We start from the raw sequence: 19132 nt of genomic DNA on the forward strand, positions 1-19132 counted from the left end.
GCATCGGCGGGCGCGCCCGCGCGCAGGCCCGCGCGAGGGACCGCTGCGGACGCGGGGCGGCCTGTTTTCGCTGGTGGGCGGGGCCGGCGGGCGAAGGGGAGGGCCGGGTACCGGCCCGTACGGATACTCTTGACAGGTGACCGACGCCCACGACACCGCAGCAGACAGTTCACTGCGCACCACCGGAGGCGCTCCTCCGGACGACGGCGGATCCTCTGCTGCACAGGCGCCGATCCCCCTGCTGGAGCCCCGCGAGGGCATCCCGCCCGTGGTGGCCGACGAGTCCGCCCTCGCCGAGGTGGTCGCGGCCTTCGCCGCCGGCCGCGGACCCGTCGCCGTGGACGCCGAGCGCGCCTCGGGCTACCGCTACGGGCAGCGCGCCTACCTCGTCCAGCTCAGGCGCGAGGGCGCGGGCACGGCGCTGATCGACCCGGTCGCCTGTCCCGACCTGTCCGCGCTCGGCGAGGCGCTGTCCGGCGTGGAGTGGGTGCTGCACGCCGCCACCCAGGACCTGCCCTGCCTGCGCGAGATAGGCATGGTGCCGACGCGGCTCTTCGACACCGAGCTGGCGGGCCGGCTGGCCGGGTTCCCCCGGGTCGGCCTCGGCGCGATGGTCGAGAACGTGCTCGGCTTCCTGCTGGAGAAGGGCCACTCCGCCGTCGACTGGTCCACCCGCCCGCTGCCCGAGCCGTGGCTGCGGTACGCGGCCCTCGACGTCGAGCTGCTGGTCGACCTGCGGGACGCGCTGGAGAAGGAGCTGGACCGGCAGGGCAAGCTGGACTGGGCGTGGCAGGAGTTCGACGCGATCGCCTCGGCGCCGCCGCCGGAGCCCCGCAAGGACCCCTGGCGCCGTACCTCCGGCATGCACAAGGTCCGCCGCCGCCGTCAGATGGCCGTCGTACGGGAGCTGTGGCAGACCCGGGACCGGATCGCGCGCCGCCGTGACGTCTCCCCCGGCAAGGTGCTGCCCGACGCGGCGATCGTCGAGGCCGCCCTCGCCATGCCGGCGAACCCGCACGCCCTGGCCGCGCTGAACGGCTTCGGGCAGCGGGTGGGCCGCCGCCAGCTCGAGCAGTGGCAGGCGGCGGTCGACCGGGCGAAGGCGCTGAGCGAGGACCGGCTGCCCCAGCCGGGCCAGCCGGTGACCGGTCCCCCGCCGCCGCGCGCCTGGGCCGACAAGGACCCGGCGGCCGCGGCCCGGCTGTCGGCCGCGCGGGCGGGCGTCACCGAGCTCGCCGAGGCGCTGAACATGCCCGCGGAGAACCTGATCACGCCGGACACCGTGCGCCGGGTCTGCTGGGAGCCGCCGTCCCCGCCCACGCCGGAGTCGGTCGCCGCGGCCCTCACCGCGCACGGCGCCCGCGCCTGGCAGGTCGAACAGGTCACGCCGGTCCTGGTCACCGCCCTGTCCGCCGAGTCCGCCCGGGGCGCCTGACCCCGCTGCCCCGTCGCTCACCGCACGACCACCCGCCGCCCGCCCAGCGCTCGACCGGTCCCAGGGAGTGTGCATGCGTCAGGTCACCCCGCTCACCGACGGATGGATCCTGCACCACCCGGAGGGGACGGGTCAGGCGCTCCCGGCCTCGGTGCCGGGGTGTGTGCACACCGACCTGCTGGCGGCCGGCCTGATCCCCGACCCGTTCCTCGGGCGCGACGAGACCGAGGTGGCGTGGGTGGGCCGCCGCACGTGGACGTACGAACGGGACCTGCCCGCGGGCGGTTCGGCGCACGAGCGGACGGACCTGGTGTTCGACGGGCTCGACACGGTCGCGGAGATCCTGCTCGACGGCCGCCCGCTGGGCCGGGTGCGGAACATGCACCGGTCGTACCGCTTCGACGTGACCGGCCTGAGCGGGCGGCTGACCGTGCGGTTCGCGTCCGCCTACGACGAGGCGGAGGCGGTGCGGGCCGCGGTGGGCGACCGTCCGGGGGCGTACCCGGAGCCGTACCAGTACGTGCGCAAGATGGCCTGCTCGTTCGGCTGGGACTGGGGTCCGACGCTGGTCACGGCCGGGATCTGGCGGCCGGTGCGGCTGGAGCACTGGTCGACGGCCCGGATCGCCCGGGTGCGTCCGCTGGTGACCGTGGCGGACGGCGCCGGCGTGGTGGAGCTGGCCGTGGACGTGGAGCGCACGGAGGGCGGGGCGCCGCTCGACGTCGAGGCGTCCGTCGGCGGGGTGCGCGCCCGCGCCCGGTTCGAGGGGACGGCCGGGACGGTACGCCTGCGGGTGCCGGACGTCCGCCTGTGGTGGCCCCGCGGCTACGGCGAACAGCCGTTGTACGACGTGGAGTTGACGCTGTTCGACGGCGAGGGGGCGGTGGACTCCTGGCGGCGCAGGACCGGCTTCCGGACGGTGGAGCTGGACACCTCGCCCGACGCGCACGGCACCGGCTTCACCCTGGTGGTCAACGGGGAGCGGCTGTTCGCGCGCGGGGTCAACTGGATCCCGGACGACGCCTTCCCGTCCCGGATCACCCGCGACCGCTACCGCCGGCGGCTGGAGCAGGCGGCCGCGGCGGGCGTGGACCTGGTGCGGGTGTGGGGCGGCGGGATCTACGAGAGCGAGGACTTCTACGACGCCTGCGACGAGCTGGGCCTGCTGGTGTGGCAGGACTTCCCGTTCGCCTGCGCCGCCTACCCCGAGGAGCAGCCGCTGCGCGGCGAGGTGGAGGCGGAGGCCCGGGAGAACGTCGTACGGCTGATGCCGCATCCGTCGCTGGTGCTGTGGAACGGCAACAACGAGAACCAGTGGGGCTTCAGGGACTGGGGCTGGGAGCCCGCGCTGGCCGGGGACTCCTGGGGCGAGGGCTACTACCTGGGCCTGCTGCCGCGCGTGGTGGCCGAGTCGGACCCGACGCGGCCGTACACGGCGGGCAGCCCGTGGTCCGGGTCGTGGCTGCGCCATCCCAACGACCCGGCGCACGGCACGCACCACTCCTGGGAGGTGTGGAACCGCAGGGACTACGCCGACTACCGCCTCGACGTGCCGCGTTTCGTCGCCGAGTTCGGCTGGCAGGCGCCGCCCGCGTACGCCACGCTGCGGCGGGCGCTGCCCGGGGAGGAGCTCGCGGCCGACTCCCCCGGTGTGCTGCACCACCAGAAGGCGGCGGACGGCAACGGCAAGCTGGAGCGGGGGCTGGCCCGTCATTTCGCCGTGCCCGAGGGGGACTTCGACCGCTGGCACTATCTGACGCAGCTGAACCAGGTGCGGGCGGTGGCGGCGGGGATCGAGCACTGGCGCTCGCACTGGCCGGTGTGCGCGGGCAGCGTCGTGTGGCAGCTCAACGACTGCTGGCCGGTGACCTCCTGGTCCGCGATCGACGGCGACGGACGGGAGAAGCCGCTGTACCACGAGCTGCGCCGGCTGTACGCGGACCGGCTGCTGACCGTGCGCACGGACGGGGACGGGGACGCGAGCGCCGGCAGGGGCGGCGGACGGCGGCTGGTCGTCGCGGCCGTGAACCAGGCCGCCGAGGAGTGGCGGACCGTCCTGCGGCTGCGGCGGACGGCGGTGGACGGCCGGGTGCTGGCGGTGGCGGAACCACGGTGCGCGGCGGACGCGCGGACCGTGGCGCTCGTCGAGGTGCCCGCGGAGCTGGTCCCGGTCGGCCCCGAGGAGTTCCTCGTCGCCGACGCCCAGGACCCTGCCGGGGGCGAGCCGCTGCGGGCGCTGCACTTCCCGGCGGCGGACCGCGACATCCCGTACCCGCGCCCGGAGTTCGAGGTGGCGCTCGCGCCCGAGGGGGTCACGGTCACCGCCCGCACCCTGGTGCGGGACCTGCTGCTCCAGGCCGACCGGCTGGACCCGGAGGCGTCCGCCGACCGGGGGCCGGTGACGCTGCTGCCCGGCGAGCGGGTGACCATCGGGGTGCGAGGGTGGCAGACTCCGGACCCCAAGGCGGCCCGGGCCGCCCTGTATTGTGTGGAGCCCGCCGGATGACGGTGAAGGTCACGTGACCCGCATTCCGGAAGCGCCCGGCGGCATGCGCCGAGGATGACCGGGAATACGCGGAACGAGGCACAGGTCCGCCTCTCGCTCCGCGGCGGGGACATGGGTTAGCCTCGTCCCGGCTGCTCTCCCTGCGAAAACGCCCGCACCCCCACGTCGGAGAGTGTTTCCTGCGGAGCGGCCCGAACTCCGAACGGAAAATCTCTGACAGGAACAAGGGGCACCATTTCATGGAACCCACCCAGGTCCGCCCGGCCAACCCGCAGCATTCGGACACACTCCCCCACACGTCCGAAAACTACAGGACAGCGACGATCCGCACGCCCGAGATACGTGTGGAGAAATACGGCAACTGGGAGATCGAGTACGAGTTCACGCCCGCTGCGGGCGATCACGGCAACCTGCTCGTGGTGTTTTCCTCGGTGGGCTCGAAGTACGGATTCGGCGCCGCCCTTTCCGGCGTCCAGTGCAACGTGCTGCGAATCCGCGACCGGTTCGACGGAGGCCCGTCGTACTACGTGGCGCGGGCCATGGACTTCTCCGTTCCGGACGCCGTCGAGGAACTGATTACCCACTACCGGGAAAAGCTGGGCCTGGCCCGGGAGACGGTGGTTCTCGCCGGTTCCTCGAAGGGCGGCAGCGCCGCCATTTTCTACGCGCTGAAGTACGGCTACCGGAACATCGTCGCGTCCACGCCGCAGTACTTCATCGGCAGCTACTCCCAGGGGCACGGCGTGCTCGGCGAGTGGGTGCTCGGCGAGGGCCAGCCGCAGGAGAACGTGGACCGGCTCGACGCGGTGCTCCCGGAGCTGCTGGCGGAGACCACGGACCTGGACCGGAACATCTACCTGTTCTCCTCGACGAAGGACTACCAGTACGAGGAACACGTCGTCCATTTCCTCCCGGCTCTGCGGAAGTACTCCAATTTCAACTTCTTCATGGTGGAATCGCCCGCCCTGGTCAAGCACGCGGAGGTGACGCGGCAGGGCCTCTCGGTGATCCTCAGCGTCATCTACGCGCTGACCGAGGGCACGGTGCCGCGGTTCGGCGAGGTGCAGATCGGCTCCAACGAGGTGGACGAGGACGCCGCCACCGAGCACCTGGCGGACCTGCGGGCGCGGGACACGGCGGCGGGCGTGCTGACCGCCGCGCAGCTCACCCCCGAGCAGGCCACCCTCTCCGGGCACGCCTTCCTGCCCGGCGTCTCCGCCGACGAGGGCGAGGAGGCCGGCGGGCGGGAGACCAAGCAGCTCGTGCTGGTGCGGGACGAGCAGGCGTGGGTGGCCGACGCGAAGACCGTGCCGGTGGACCAGCTGTACCTGAAGTACTTCGACACGCACTTCGCCTCCTACAAGGACGGCGGCTTCACCTGCGAGGCGCGGGAGCTGTTCGACGCGCTGCCGGACGGCGTGTACGAGGTGTTCGCACGGGTGACCAGCGCGAGCGAGGACATCGACCGCAGGGTGCCGCTGGTCGCCTACCGGGCGATCGACCGGCGCGCCGCCTCCGAGGGGCGTGAGGTGGTCCTCAGAGGTGACGCGAGGAGCGTCCGGGTGATCAAGCGCGACCTCACGGCGGCCGGCCCCGGCGGGTCCGTGTTCGCGCTGAAGCGGTTCGCGATGGAGGGCCCGAAGCTCCGCGTCTACGGCGTGTTCTTCCTCCCCGGCCGCAACGCGGACCGCGCGACCCACTCGACGTACTACCTCACCCTGCGCGGCGAGGCCGGCACGCACACCGTCGCGCTCAAGGCGGTGAAGCGGGAGGACAAGGTGCGCCCGCTGATGGCGCCGGGCGACTTCGGCTCGTACTCCTTCGGGTACTTCACCTCGGCGGACAAGGAGGGCGTCGACCTGTCCGACGTCCCGCCCGGGACGTACACGGCAGAGATCGCGATGAGCACCGGCGGCGGGCTGTTCGCGCACCCGGCCGGTGAGCTGGAGGTGCGGGAGGACCGGGCCTCCTCGGTGGCCCGCCGGATCTCCGGCCGCAACGAGCGGGTCAGCACCCGGGCGCGGCTGCGCCGGGGCCTGCGCCGGCGACTCTGGCGGTCGTAGCGCCGCCCGCGACACGACACACGACCGGCCCTCGCTCGCGGGGGCCGGTCGTGTGCTGTCGGCCTCCGTGCCGGCGGCCGGGCGGGTGATGCCCGGCCAGCGTTCGCAGGGGCCGGGCGGGTGACGTTCTGCCCCTGTTCGCGGGGGCCGGGCGGGTGACGTTCTGCTCCTGTTCGCGGGGGCCGGTCGTGTGATGTTCGCCGCTCCGGCCAACGGGGGTGTGCAGTGACGTTACCCGCAAGTAGCATGGGGCGTAAGCAAGCGCTCAGCATCCCGTACCTGGAGGAGAGCCATCGTGCCTCGTACCGTCAGGGACGTCGTCTTCGTCGACGGCGTCCGTACCCCGTTCGGCAAGGCGGGCCCGAAGGGCATCTACCACGAGACCCGTGCCGACGACCTCGTCGTCAAGGCGATCCGGGAGCTGCTGCGCCGCAACCCGGGTCTCGACCCGAAGAAGATCGACGAGGTCGCCATCGCCGCGACCACGCAGATCGGCGACCAGGGCCTGACCATCGGCCGCACGGCGGGCATCCTCGCGGGCCTGCCGCAGTCCGTGCCGGGTTACTCCATCGACCGCATGTGCGCCGGCGCGCTGACCGCCGTCACCACGGTGGCCGGCTCCGTCGCCTTCGGCGCGTACGACGTCGCCATCGCGGGCGGTGTCGAGCACATGGGCCGCCACCCGATGGGCGAGGGCGTGGACCCGAACCCGCGGTTCGTCTCCGAGAAGCTGGTCGACGAGTCCGCCCTGTTCATGGGCATGACCGCGGAGAACCTGCACGACCGCTACCCGAGCATCACCAAGCAGCGCGCCGACGAGTACGCGGTGCGCTCCCAGGAGAAGGCCGCCAAGGCGTACGCCAACGGCAAGATCCAGGCCGACCTGGTGCCGGTCTCGGTGCGCCGCACCAACGAGGAGGCCGGCGAGACGGGCTGGGGCCTGGTCACCGCCGACGAGCCGATGCGCCCGGGCACCACGCTGGAGAACCTGGCGAACCTGAAGACACCGTTCCGCGTGCACGGCCGGGTCACCGCGGGCAACGCGGCCGGTCTGAACGACGGCGCCACCGCCTCGGTCATCGCCTCCGAGGACTTCGCCCGCGAGAACGGGCTGCCGGTCAAGATGCGCCTGGTCTCCTACTCCTTCGCGGGCGTGGAGCCGGAGGTCATGGGTTACGGCCCGATCCCGGCCACGGAGAAGGCGCTCGCGCAGGCGGGCCTGTCCATCTCCGACATCGGCCTGTTCGAGATCAACGAGGCCTTCGCCGTCCAGGTCCTCGCGTTCCTGGAGCACTACGGCATCGCCGACGACGACGCGCGCGTCAACCAGTACGGCGGCGCCATCGCGTTCGGCCACCCGCTGGCCTCCTCCGGCGTCCGTCTGATGACGCAGCTGGCCCGCCAGTTCGAGGAGCAGCCGCACGTCCGCTACGGCCTGACCACCATGTGCGTCGGCTTCGGCATGGGCGCGACGGTCATCTGGGAGAACCCGCACTTCGAGGGGGACAAGTGAGCACCACCGCAGAGCTTCTGAAGGGTGCGGCCGAGCTGTTCCCGGGCGAGGTCGTCACCCAGGCGCACGTCCGCCACTTCGACCTGCCCCTGGGCGCGGGCCGGTTCGCGCTGATCACGCTGGACAACGGTCACGACCACACCAAGCCGACCACCCTCGGCCCGCAGTCGCTGGCGAACATCGACGCCGCGATCGACCAGGTCGAGAAGGAGGCCGCGGACGGCGAGATCGTCGGCGTCGGCGTCACCGGCAAGCCGTTCATCTTCGCGGTCGGCGCCGACCTCAAGGGCGTCGAGCTGCTGAAGCGCCACGAGGACGCGCTGGCCATCGGCAAGGGCGGCCACGACGTCTTCAAGCGGCTGTCGAAGCTGGCCGTGCCGACCTTCGCGTACTACAACGGCGCGGCCATGGGCGGCGGCGTCGAGATCGGCCTGCACTGCTCGTACCGCACGGTGTCGGCGGCCCTGCCCGCCTTCTCGCTGCCCGAGGTCTTCCTCGGCCTGGTGCCCGGCTGGGGCGGCTGCACCCTGCTGCCGAACCTGATCGGCGCGGAGAAGGCCGTCTCGGTGATCATCGAGAACAGCCTCAACCAGAACCGCCAGCTCAAGGGCAAGCAGGTCTACGAACTCGGCATCGCGGACGCGCTGTTCGAGGGCGCGGACTTCCTGGAGCAGTCGCTGATCTGGACCGCGTCCGTCCTCAAGGGCGAGATCACGGTCGAGCGTCCGGCGATCGACCGCGGCGAGGCCTGGGACCAGGCCGTCGCCAAGGGCCGCTTCGTCGCGGACTCCAAGGTGCACGGCGCGGCCCCGGCCGCCTACCGCGCCCTGGACATCATCGCCGCCGCCAAGGACGGCGACCTGCAGAAGGGCTACGACGCCGAGGACCTGGCGCTCGCCGACCTGATCATGGGCGGTGAACTGCGCGCGGGCATCTACGCGTTCAACCTGGTGCAGAAGCGCGGCAAGCGTCCCGCGGGCGCCCCGGACAAGAACCTGGCGCGTCCGGTCACCAAGGTGGGCGTCGTCGGCGCCGGTCTGATGGCCAGCCAGCTCGCACTGCTCTTCCTGCGCCGCCTCGAGGTGCCGGTCGTCCTCACGGACATCGACCAGGAGCGCGTCGACAAGGGTGTGGGCTACGTCCACGCCGAGATCGACAAGCTGCTGGGCAAGGGCCGGATCAACCAGGACAAGGCCAACCGCCTGAAGGCCCTGGTCACCGGTGTGCTGGACAAGGCCGAGGGCTTCGCGGACGCCGACTTCATCATCGAAGCCGTGTTCGAGGAGATGGGCGTCAAGCAGAAGGTGTTCGCGGAGGTCGAGGCGGTCGCCCCGGCGCACGCGATCCTCGCCACCAACACCTCCTCCCTCTCCGTGACGGAGATGGCGTCGAAGCTGAAGCACCCCGAGCGGGTCGTCGGCTTCCACTTCTTCAACCCGGTCGCCGTGCTACCGCTGCTGGAGATCGTGCGCGGCGAGCAGACCGACGACGCGTCGCTGGCCACGGCGTTCGGCGTCGCCAAGAAGCTGAAGAAGACCGCGGTGCTGGTGAAGGACGCCCCGGCGTTCGTCGTCAACCGCATCCTGACCCGCTTCATGGGCGAGATCCAGAACGTCATCGACGAGGGCACGCCGGTCGAGGTCGCGGAGAAGGCGGTGGAGCCGCTCGGCCTGCCGATGTCCCCGCTGGTCCTGCTGGAGCTGGTCGGCCCGGCGATCGGCCTGCACGTCTCGGAGACCCTCAACCGGGCCTTCCCGGACCGCTTCACGGTCTCCCCGAACCTCGCGGCCGTCGTCAAGGCGGGCAAGCGCGGCTTCTACGTCTACGATTCCGGCAAGCCGGAGCTCGACCCCGAGGTCGCCGCGCTGCTGAAGCAGGGCGACTCGGTGCTCACCGAGGAGCAGGTCCGCGACCGGGTGCTGGACGCGGTGGCCCAGGAGATCGGCCTGATGCTCGACGAGGGCGTCGTCGCCGAGGCCCAGGACATCGACCTGTGCCTGATCACGGGCGCCGGCTGGCCCTTCCACCTGGGCGGCATCACGCCGTACCTGGACCGGGAGGGTGTGTCGGAGCGGGTGAACGGGAGGCGGTTCCTGGAGGCGGGGGTTGCCTCGGTTCCGGCGTGACTCGGGTGTGACGCGCGGAGGTGACGCGTGAAGGGGCCCCCGCCTCGGGCGGGGGCCCCTTCGTCATGCGCGCGGCCTCACGGCGCACCGCGTCACCACTCAGGCATCGCCGGGTAGTGCTCGCACGACCCCGAGCAGGGCTCCCGGGAGGACAACGACGTGTTCAGCCAGCTGTCCTCGGGGACGCCGTGCACCCGCAGCGGGTGGGAGACGGCCGGCGAGCGGATGGCGCTGAACACCGACACGAACTGCACCTCGTAGGTGCCGGGCCGCCAGTCGTGCGCATGGGTCACCCGCCAGGTCCCGTCCTCCTGCACAGGGGCCTCGGCGATGAGCCTGCCCTGTTCCAGCACCATCACCTTCTGCGTCCCGGGAGCCGCCGTGCCCGAGAAACGGGGCCGCGGGCCGCACCAGCCGTCGGGCCGGGGCCCGGTGACCTCCGGGGGGTCCAGCCGGTCCAGGACGTGGAATTCGGCGACGGCCGTCGGCGACACGGCGTTGCCGGTGACGCCGAGCACGTCGACGATGTGCGGTCCCGCCGGCCAGTTGACGACGCGGCGCCACTGCCAGGTTCCGGAGGGGGAGACGGTGGTGCCGCCGAGGTACCGGCCCTGTTCGTAGAAGAGGACGTAGCCGGTTCCCGCAGGCGCCTTGCCCGTCAGCTTCCGTGCCGCGCCCACGATTTCCCCGGGCGCGGGTGAGACGACGACCGGTCCCTCGGGCACGCTCGGGGTCATGGTGAGGGCCAGCTCCGGGCGGCTCACCGTGAACTCGGCCAGCACCGGGGGGATCGTGCCCGCGGCGAGGGTCTGAGGGTCGACCGTGTTCGGCGGCAGCCCGGCCGTGTCGAGCATGCTGATGGCCACACGCCGGGCCACCTCGCGCGCTCCGACGTCGTTGAAGTGGCTGGCGTCGATGATGCCGTCGGGGTGGTTGGGATGCTCTCCGGGGTCCAGCCACCGGTAGAGCCTGCGCGCCCGTGTGGGACCCAGTTCGGCGAGCATGTTCGTGGTGAGGGCGGTTGTGTCGATCAGCGGGCTGCCGGTCTCCGCCGCGGCCTCACGGGTGAGGCCGGGGTACTCGTCGTGGGTGTTCACGACGTTCCCGGCCTCGTCGAAGGCGCAGCGTGCCGCCGGCGTGAGCAGGACGGGAATCGCCCCCTCACCGCGGATGGCCTCGGCGTACAGACGCAGGTACTCCTTGTACTCGCGCGGCCCGTGATGGCGGTTGAGCTGATTGATGCGTTGCTCGACGTTGCCGAAGGCGAGGAACACCATGTCACCGGGGGCGAGGGCGGTGAGGAGCGTGGCGAACCGCCCGGTGAAGTAGCGACGCAGGGTCATGGCGTCGCGAGCGTAGTTGCGCACTTCGTACCGCGGACCCAGGAAGCCGCCGAGGTACTGGCCCCAGCCCGCGAGCGGCGCTTCCTCTGCGGTCCGCGGGGCGGCCACCGAGTTCCCGATGACGCAGATCTTGTTCATGTGTTCCTCACATCGTCCCGTCACGCCATGGCGTACGGGATCACCGTGTCTCGCAGGGGCGGACTTCCGTGGAGCCAGGACCGGGCGGCGGGCCTCACAGCGGCCAGCCCCCGAGGCGGCCCTCGTGGGCGAGCTGGTTGCGCCGGGATCCGGTCTCGAACTGGCTGGCCACCGGGAAGTAACTGGGCAGGAAGGCTGCGAGAACGGCGTCCTGCTCCTCCTCCGGCACGTCGCCGTCGTGGTAGTCGTTCAGGCAGAACACGTCGTGCGGGCGCACGGACAGGATCCGGTTGAGCCGTGGGGCGTGCTCACTCAGGCCGACGTTGACGAAGCCGCAGGAGATGCTGCCGGGGACGCTGCGCAGGGTGTGGAAGCCGACGTAGTGGTGCAGGGAAGAGGCGACCGAGACGTCGCTGTGGTCCCGCAGCCGGTTGGCCGCGGTGGTGGCCACGGCGTGCCGGTAATGCTCCTCGATGTCGGCGAGGACGCTGCGCCGCAGCGGGTGCGGCGCGTGCAGGAAGGAATGGACCACGGTCTGCCCGAAGGACTGCTCGATCAGAGCCCTGTTGTTCTTGGCGGCGCTGATGTTGAACTCGTCGTCACGCGAGGCCGGGGCCATCGGCACGGAGGTGGGCGACATGAAGTACTTCGCCTGCCCGTTGCCCAGGAAGAACATGTCGGGCTGGAGCGTGCGCCCCAGGAAGACGTCGTCGTTGAAGTACAGGAAGTGCTCGGCCAGACCCTCGATATGGTGAAGCTGGCTCTCGATGGCGTGCGAGTTGTAGGTGGGGAGGGCGCCGCGGTCGCCGAAGATCTCGGTGTGGTCCACGACTCGCACACGTGGATGGGAGAGATCGAGCCACTCGGGCACCTGCTGATCGGTGACGAGGTGGATGGTGCGGATCCAGGGGGCGTACATGTCGATGGACCGCAGGGAGTACCGCAGTTCGTCGCGGTCCCGGAAGCGCGCGGCGCTGGTGGCGGCGTCCTCCGTCTCCAGCCCCATGGCGGCGAGGACGGCGTTCTTGCGCTCGAGCCACGCGAGGTCGGCGCCGTTCACCCAGGTGTAGACGGCGTCCACGGGGAAGCCGATGTCGCCGTGCAGCACACGGTGGAAGGCCTCGATCGTGGGGTAGGTGCGGCCGCCCAGGGTGCAGGCGGTGCGCCGCAGCGCGGAGTTGGGCACCCGGTCGCCGATGAGGGTGCGCGCGGGCGCCTTGAGGTGCGAGCGGCTCTCGTCGTCGGGGTCGGTGTCCCAGAAGGAGATGGTGCAGCCGTAGACGGCCCCCAGGCGCAGGGTGCGGGAGGGCGTCACAAGGTTCCGGTACACCCGGACGCCCGACGAGGGCATGTCGGTGTACGCCGCCACGTGACCGGCGAGGACGGTGGCCACGGTGTTCTGTCCCTCGTTGAGGACGGCGGCGTACACCGCGTCCTGCGCATACCGGTCGGCGAGGGCCTTGAAGACCGCCTCGCGGTACATCGCGTGCACCGCGACGGTGTGCCGCACCAGATGGTCGCGGACCACGAAGTAGGGGATGCCGGCGCCCTCGAGCGCGTCGGCCGCCAGCGCCAGGTTCTGCTGAACGGCGTCCCAGGGCGATTCCCCGTCCATCAGCCGGCAGATCTGACCGCCGTCGCTCACCAGGTCGCGCCGCTTCAGCAGACGTGTTTCGAGGGCACGCTGGTCCGAGGTGCGCACCGTGCTGGCGGGCGCGGCGGCGGCTGCGGGGACGGTGCCGTCGGGGCCGCTGCGGACGTCGTGCACGGCCTGCCGTTCGGCCTTGGCGACGGCGCGACGGCCGCTGTCGCGCTCCGCCACCAGCTCGTGGAACAGGCGCTCCCAGGTGGCGGTCACCACCGCGGGAGAGAAGCGGTGGGCCGCGGCGAGGGCCGCGGCGCCCATCCGTCCGCGCAGTTCCGTGTCCCTGATGAGCAGCATCAGGGCCGAGGCGAGGGCGTCGGTGTCGCCGGGCGGCACGAGGATGCCGGTCTGCCCGTCGATGACCACCTCGCGGGGACCGTTGGGCGAGTCGTAGGAGACGACCGGGACCCCGGCGGCCTGTGCCTCGGCCAGTACCAGGCCGAACGCCTCGTTGCGGGAGGTGAGGGTGGCGATGCTGGCCTTCGCCCACTCCTCCGCGAGGTACTGCGAGTTGCCGTTGAGCTGGACGCAGTCGTGCAGCCCGAGCGTGTCGATCTGCCGGCGCAGGGCTCCGCTGAGCGGTCCGTCGCCGAAGATGCGCAGCTGCCAGTCGGGGTGCTCGCGGGCCACGGTGGACCAGGCGGTCACGGCGTGGTCGATCTGCTTCTCCGCGACGAGGCGGCCGGCGATCACCACGGTGCGGGTCTGCAGGGTGGAGCGCGGCCGGAAACCCCCCGGCAGAGCGTTGGGGACGACCTCCAGGCGGGGCGCGGCGCCGGCGAGGGTCTCGGCGAACCAGTCCCTGGTGCGTTCGCTGAGGACGGCGAGCGCGTCCAGCCGGGGTGTGTACCTGCGCAGCGGTTCGCCGCTGGTGCCGCGCAGTTCGGACACCCGGTGTTCCTGGTGGACCGTGATGACGTGTGCCGGCGCCAGTTCCACGGCGAGTGCCATCAGGGCCGGGGTCGTGGTGACCAGGACGTCCGTGTCGGTGGCCTGGAGGGCGAGTTCGAGCTCAAGGTCGGAGAGCCGGCTGAAGGCCGCTTCCCAGGACCGGTCGACGATCCGGCTGGGCTGCGCGGCCAGTTCCACCCGTACGCTCTCGTCCACACCGGTGGTGCGGAACGGGCGCGGAGTGCCGGACGTGAGGTCCACGAGGTAGTCGAGCCGCACCCGTTCGTGCGGGGTGAAGAACTGCTCACGTCTGCTCTTGAAGACGCTGAGGACCCGGACGTCGTGCCGTCCGGCGAGCTCCGACGCCTGGTTGAACACGGCGCGTTCGGTGCCGCCCACCGCGTCGGCGGTGGTCAGCAAGTAGGTGATCTTCATCGGTGGGTGTCAGCCTGCCTCGGGCATACGCGTGCAGGTGACCCGGAGATTGCCTGCTGGGGTGTAACGGGGTTGGACGATCATCGGCGGGAGGCCCGGCGGGGTGATCGCGAGACTGCGCATGGCGAAGACACGCAGAGGGTTGCGGACGTCGTGCAGCCGGCGTCCGAGCCGGAGCCGCCGTCCGTCGGCGCCGCACAGGACGACGTCCCAGTGGTCGGGCCGGTTTCCGCGGGGCGGCATCCGGTCCAGCGGCACATTGACGCGCAGCAGGCCGGGGACCGGGCTGGTGACGGGCTGTTCGAGCCGGCGGCCGGAGGCGACGAACTCGACCCACGGCTGCTCGGCCCGGATCCCGAGGAGCCGGAAGTCCACGGTGACGCCGGCATGGGTGAGGTGCACCTTGAGCACCTCCGCCGAGGGGCGCGCCCCGGTGCTGACGACACGGGCGCTCCCCCTGAAGGAGCGTCCGAGCCGGTGCCGTTCTCCCGTGACCGAGGAGGCCGCCATGGGCTTGGTGGGTCCGCTGTACGGCACCGGAGGAGTCACCAGCAGCAGGGGCACGACGCGGGTGCGGCGCCCGGAGCGCAGGCGCAGCCGCAGGCGCCAGCGGCCGGGTTCCGTGGGGGCTCCGCCGACCTCGGCGCCGAGCAGGACGACGGCGTCCACCAGAACCTCACCGTCCGGCCCTTCGTACACGCGAGCCTCCGCGGTGAAGGTCTGCCTGCCGCGGCTGAGGACTACCTCGGCGCTCTCGGGCAGGCCGGCCGACTCGGGCAGCCGGGCGTGCAGATTGACAGTGTGGCCGTCGAGGATGGCGGCGTACCGGAGCTGGGCAGTCCGGTCCTGTCGCAGGGGCAGGAAGACGCTCTGCAGGACCTGGGTGCGCAGTGCGGCGGCCCGGGCGCGGGCGGCGCGGCCCGGACGGGCCACGGCGGACTTGGGACGAGGACTCATCGGCCGGAGTACCCCAGTTCTGCCATGCGCTCGGCCTGCGGTGCGAGCCGGTGCGGTGCGGGCGTGCCGGTAACCGCCTCGAACGGGCTCGGCACGGGGAAGTAGGCGTCCAGGAACTCCGCCACCATCCGGGACTGCGCCGCCTTGTCGGCGGCGGGGACCGTGTCGTTCATGCAGAAGGTGTCGAAGTTGCGCCGGGCGAGGAGGTTGTCGAGCCGGCGCGGGGCCGTGTCGGCGGCCAGGTCGACGTAGACGTAGCGGATGTCGCCGACCGTGGCGCGGGCCGAGTGGTAGGCGTAGTAGTGGTGCAGCGACGACGCGATCGGGACGTCGTGCGGCGAGCGGAACCGGGAGTGCTGCGTCACCCGGTGCGCCTTGGCGTAGACCTGCTCGATCTCGGCGAGCACGCTGCGCCGCAGGGCGTGCGGGGTGTGCTTCATCTTCTGGGAGATGACGGTGCCGAACTGCTGGGCGACCAGGCCGCGGCTGTTCTTCCCCGCCGCGTCGACCGGCAGGTCCCCGGTGCCGGCGCGTCCGGACGGGATGAGCGCCTTGGACGGGAAGAACTTGGTCAGGCCGTTGGCGTGGAAGAACTGGCCGGGGTGGGCGGGACGGCCGAAGAACACGTCGTCGTTCAGGTAGAGGAAGTGCTCGGCGAGTTCGGGGATGTGGTGCAGCTGGCTCTCGATCGCGTGGGAGTTGAACGTCGGCAGCGCGCTCGGGTCCGAGAAGATCTCGCGGTGGTCCACCACCCGCAGGCCCGGGAACTCGGTGTTCAGCCAGGACGGCACCTGCCCGGCGGTGACGAGGAAGATGTTCCGCACCCACGGGGCGTACTGGTGGATCGAGCGCAGGGAGTACCGCAGCTCGTCACGGCTGGTGTAGCGCGAGTCGTTGGCCGCCAGGTCGTGCAGGCCGCCTCCGGGGATGCCGGTGAGCCGCGCGCGTGCGGCGTCCCGGCTCGCCCGCCAGCGAGGGTCGGAGTCGTCGACCCAGGTGTAGACGACGTCGATCGGGAAGGTGTGGTCGTCAGGCAGCGTGGCCGCGAACTCGGGCAGGGTGCGGGCGTGGCCGGTGTTGTAGACGGCGGGAATGACGCTGAAACGATTTTGCTCCGCCCAGCACCGGCCCGCGTCCACCGGGACCTCGGTCACCACCTTGTTGGGGCGGGGGGCGACCAGCCGGCCGTCCCGCTCCGCCCAGAACTCGATGTCGCACCCGTGGTCGGGGCCGAAGACCAGGTTCCCGGTCGGGTCGCAGACGACCCAGGTCATGCGCAGCACACGCTGCCCGCGCAGGGCGCGCCAGGAGCCCTGCGCGGAGGCCGGCCGCGGCTGCCCCTGGGGTGCCTGGCTCACGTAGCCGGGGTGCTCGGCGCAGGTGACACGCAGCAGCTCCTCGACGTCGGCACGCCACCGCCCGGACACGGCCACGCACGGCGTCCGGGACCCGTTGCCCCGCACGCAGAAGTAGTCGATCCCGGCTTCCTCCAGGAGGGCGACGAGGATGTGCAGATTGCGGGCGCGGGCGGCCCAGGCAGTGGCGCCGGGCACCTCTACGGCACGCAGGTGCCGCCCTTCCAGGCGGACGACCCGCACACTGGGTTCGTCCTGCTTGCCCGCCTTACGGGTGCCGCCCAGAGCCCGGACGACCACGGCCGAACGCACGGCGTCGGCGGACGCGAGCGAGCGCTTCACCGAGTTGCGTACCGGTCCCGGCACCCGACGGACGATCCGGCGCCTCGCCCCTGCAGGCACCAGAGATCGATATGTCGACACGAGCGCGCTCGCCTCGGGGTTGTTGAGGCTCACCAGACTTCCGCACCATTCACATCAAGGCCGGAGCTCGTCGCTCCGGAAAATGACCCCACCCTGGTCGGCGTGCGCACCCGTGGCGTGCCGTGCACGGGGACCGGTTCGAACCGGCCTGTTCACCGTCAGCACCACCAGTTGTCACATACTGCTCACCGACCTGGCGGAATGTTTACATTACAAGCACTTCATGTCCACCGAAGATCGCCCTTGTCGGCGATCTGTCAGACATGCCACATCGGTACAACCTTTTCGGCTGTCGCCGTATCCGCGTGCGAGCGTCACGACGGCATCCGCAGCCAGTCCGTGAACGTCAGCCCCGGACCGTGGCCCTGCCTCGTCACCCACAGTTCCCCGTCGGGGCCGACGACGGCGAGCACGACCCTGCCCTGGGCGTCGTGCGCCAGGGCCGGATCGCCCAGACAGGCCCGCCCGGTGTCCCCCCACCAGAGACCTGACGCCTCGGCCTCCGTCCCGCAGACGCCGACGAGGACCGTGCCGGCGCGACCCCGGTGGGCGATGACCGTGCAGTCGTACCCGTCGAGCACCTGACGCAGCAGCACATTGGCCCCGTCCGCGGGGGTGCCGCTCAGCGGGACGGCCCACGAACCGGGCCGCAGGCAGACCAGACCGGTGCCGGCCGGGTCGGTCCAGAACCAGGTGAGCCGGCCGGACGCGGTCTCCAGGGCGGCGGCCGATCCCGGCAGCGCACCGGGCCGTACGTCGGGGAACCGCCGCGGCACGGCGCCGGGCTCCGGCTGACTCCAGGTCAGAGTGACGCCGCCCGCCGGGGCGAACACCTCGACCCGCCCGGCCGCGGCGGTCGCGGTCACCCCGTCCCGCAGACCGGCCCCCCGCAGATCGGCCCAGGGCTCCCATCGGCCACCCCGCCCCTCCCTGCGCATCATGAGCCCGCCGCCCGCGTTCCGTGCGAAGACGTGGACGTCGCCGGACGGGGTGACCGCCGCGGCCGGCGCCCCGAGCAGCGCCGCCTTGTCGGGCGCACTGTGCGGATTGCCCAGGGAACGCCACTCGGTGAGGGGCCGCCCGGTCTGGTACTGCACGGCGTGCACCACGTCGACCAGGACCGCGCCGTCGGCTCGCCGCTCGCGGCGGCCCAGGAAGTGCACATAGGCGTCGGCGCCCTGGGCCACGGTCAGGTGGGTGAGGTCGTCGACGGGGAAGAAGGCGGGTTCCGACCAGTCGGGGCCGCCGGGTCGGCTTTCGGTCCAGCGCAGCAGTCCGCCCTCGCAGGGGACGTAGGCCGTGAGCCGGCCGTCCTTGCCGCGGAGCAGCCAGGAGCCGGTCGCCGTGCCGGTCACCGGCGGGCGCGCGGGCGCCGAAGCGGCACTGCCGGCGCGGCCGCGGCGCGGGGTGCGCGCGGACCGATCCCGTATCGCCATGCCGGACTCCCTGGAACGTTCACCCGATATGGACACGGGACCTGGAACGCACACATGATATGCACACTGCATACATGTATCGGACACCCAGCGGTCGCGCCGGTCCGTGACGGACGAGAGCCGCTCGCCCGCCCCTCCCCCGCCGCAGACGACGTTCGTGATGTGGATCACTGTCGTACAACGCCGGGATGGGGTCGTGGGTCTGTCCGTTCGCCCGAGCAGCCGCGTGCCGGGCGTCCCGCGCCCGGCGCGTCGCCGGGCCGAGTACCCGCAGTTGTCGCACCACCCGCACCGGCACCATGCGCCGCGCACAGACGAGGACACCCATCGGATGACCACCCCAGCCACCGACACCCCGAGCACGTCGCGCCGCCGGCGCGGGCAGGAGACGCCCCGCCGGCGGCGCACCGGCCGGTGGATCCTGCTCTCGCTGGCCGTGCTCCTCGTCGCGGGCGCCGGCACCGCCTACTGGCTCTACAGCGACCTCGACGGCAACATCAACGGCGTCGACATCGACGAGGCGATCGGCGACGACCGCCCGGAGAAGCTGCCCACCTCCGGCCAGAACATCCTGGTCCTGGGCTCCGACTCCCGCGCCGGCGACAACGCGGAGCTGAACACCGGCAAGATCGCCGGCGCCCGCTCCGACACCGCGCTCGTGATGCACATACCCGAGGGCCGCACCCAGGCCGTCGCCGTCAGCATCCCGCGCGACACCCTGGTGACCCGGCCCGAGTGCAAGGACGGGGACGGCTCCACCGTGGCGTCGGCGGAGCGCGTGATGTTCAACTCCATCTACTCGCAGGTCGGTCCGGCCTGTGTGGTGAAGACGGTGGAGAAGATGTCCGGCGTCCGCATGGACCACT

At 71.9% G+C, this 19132-nt stretch carries 11 protein-coding genes; 6 read left to right on the forward strand and 5 right to left on the reverse strand.

Going from position 1 to position 19132, the window contains the following annotated elements:
• The first annotated feature begins 136 nt into the window (after positions 1–136).
• From CCN29_RS13525 to CCN29_RS13545, 5 genes are all read left to right on the forward strand, one after another.
• On the forward strand, positions 137–1435 hold the full coding sequence (locus CCN29_RS13525; protein ID WP_078592381.1) for a ribonuclease D: 1299 nt from the start codon (positions 137–139) through the stop codon (positions 1433–1435).
• Positions 1436–1508: 73 nt separating this feature from the next.
• Positions 1509–3941 (forward strand): glycoside hydrolase family 2 protein, encoded by a 2433-nt coding sequence (locus tag CCN29_RS13530; RefSeq protein WP_086682000.1) that lies wholly within the window; start codon positions 1509–1511, stop codon positions 3939–3941.
• Positions 3942–4180: 239 nt separating this feature from the next.
• Positions 4181–6004 (forward strand): hypothetical protein, encoded by a 1824-nt coding sequence (locus CCN29_RS13535; RefSeq protein ID WP_006135965.1) that lies wholly within the window; start codon positions 4181–4183, stop codon positions 6002–6004.
• A gap of 295 nt (positions 6005–6299) precedes the next feature.
• On the forward strand, positions 6300–7517 hold the full coding sequence (locus CCN29_RS13540; RefSeq protein WP_006135964.1) for a thiolase family protein: 1218 nt from the start codon (positions 6300–6302) through the stop codon (positions 7515–7517).
• The gene (locus tag CCN29_RS13545) at positions 7514–9643 is read left to right on the forward strand and encodes a 3-hydroxyacyl-CoA dehydrogenase NAD-binding domain-containing protein (RefSeq protein ID WP_086682003.1); all 2130 of its coding nucleotides are present in this window, start codon (positions 7514–7516) and stop codon (positions 9641–9643) included. The genes CCN29_RS13540 and CCN29_RS13545 overlap by 4 nt, the downstream gene beginning before the upstream one ends.
• A 92-nt stretch (positions 9644–9735) precedes the next feature.
• On the opposite strand, the gene CCN29_RS13550 is transcribed toward CCN29_RS13545, so the two are convergent.
• The 5 genes from CCN29_RS13550 to CCN29_RS13570 form a co-directional block, all read right to left on the reverse strand.
• Complete coding sequence (locus CCN29_RS13550; RefSeq protein ID WP_086682006.1) at positions 9736–11124, reverse strand: hypothetical protein; 1389 nt, start codon at positions 11122–11124, stop codon at positions 9736–9738.
• A gap of 94 nt (positions 11125–11218) precedes the next feature.
• Positions 11219–14095 carry a stealth family protein gene (locus tag CCN29_RS13555; protein WP_006135961.1) on the reverse strand — a complete coding sequence of 959 codons (2877 nt, stop codon included), beginning with the start codon at positions 14093–14095 and terminating at the stop codon, positions 11219–11221.
• A gap of 9 nt (positions 14096–14104) precedes the next feature.
• Positions 14105–15052 (reverse strand): hypothetical protein, encoded by a 948-nt coding sequence (locus CCN29_RS13560; protein ID WP_031020297.1) that lies wholly within the window; start codon positions 15050–15052, stop codon positions 14105–14107.
• The gene (locus CCN29_RS13565; protein ID WP_006135959.1) at positions 15049–16773 is read right to left on the reverse strand and encodes a stealth family protein; all 1725 of its coding nucleotides are present in this window, start codon (positions 16771–16773) and stop codon (positions 15049–15051) included. The genes CCN29_RS13560 and CCN29_RS13565 overlap by 4 nt, the downstream gene beginning before the upstream one ends.
• A 371-nt stretch (positions 16774–17144) precedes the next feature.
• The gene (locus CCN29_RS13570) at positions 17145–18266 is read right to left on the reverse strand and encodes a PLL family lectin (protein WP_242781291.1); all 1122 of its coding nucleotides are present in this window, start codon (positions 18264–18266) and stop codon (positions 17145–17147) included.
• A gap of 331 nt (positions 18267–18597) precedes the next feature.
• Here CCN29_RS13570 and CCN29_RS13575 point away from each other — a divergent pair.
• The coding region (locus tag CCN29_RS13575; protein ID WP_442538356.1) for an LCP family glycopolymer transferase at positions 18598–19132 on the forward strand (535 nt) is incomplete at its 3' end.

This window comes from Streptomyces pseudogriseolus (assembly GCA_002154585.1).
Lineage (GTDB): Bacteria > Actinomycetota > Actinomycetes > Streptomycetales > Streptomycetaceae > Streptomyces > Streptomyces pseudogriseolus.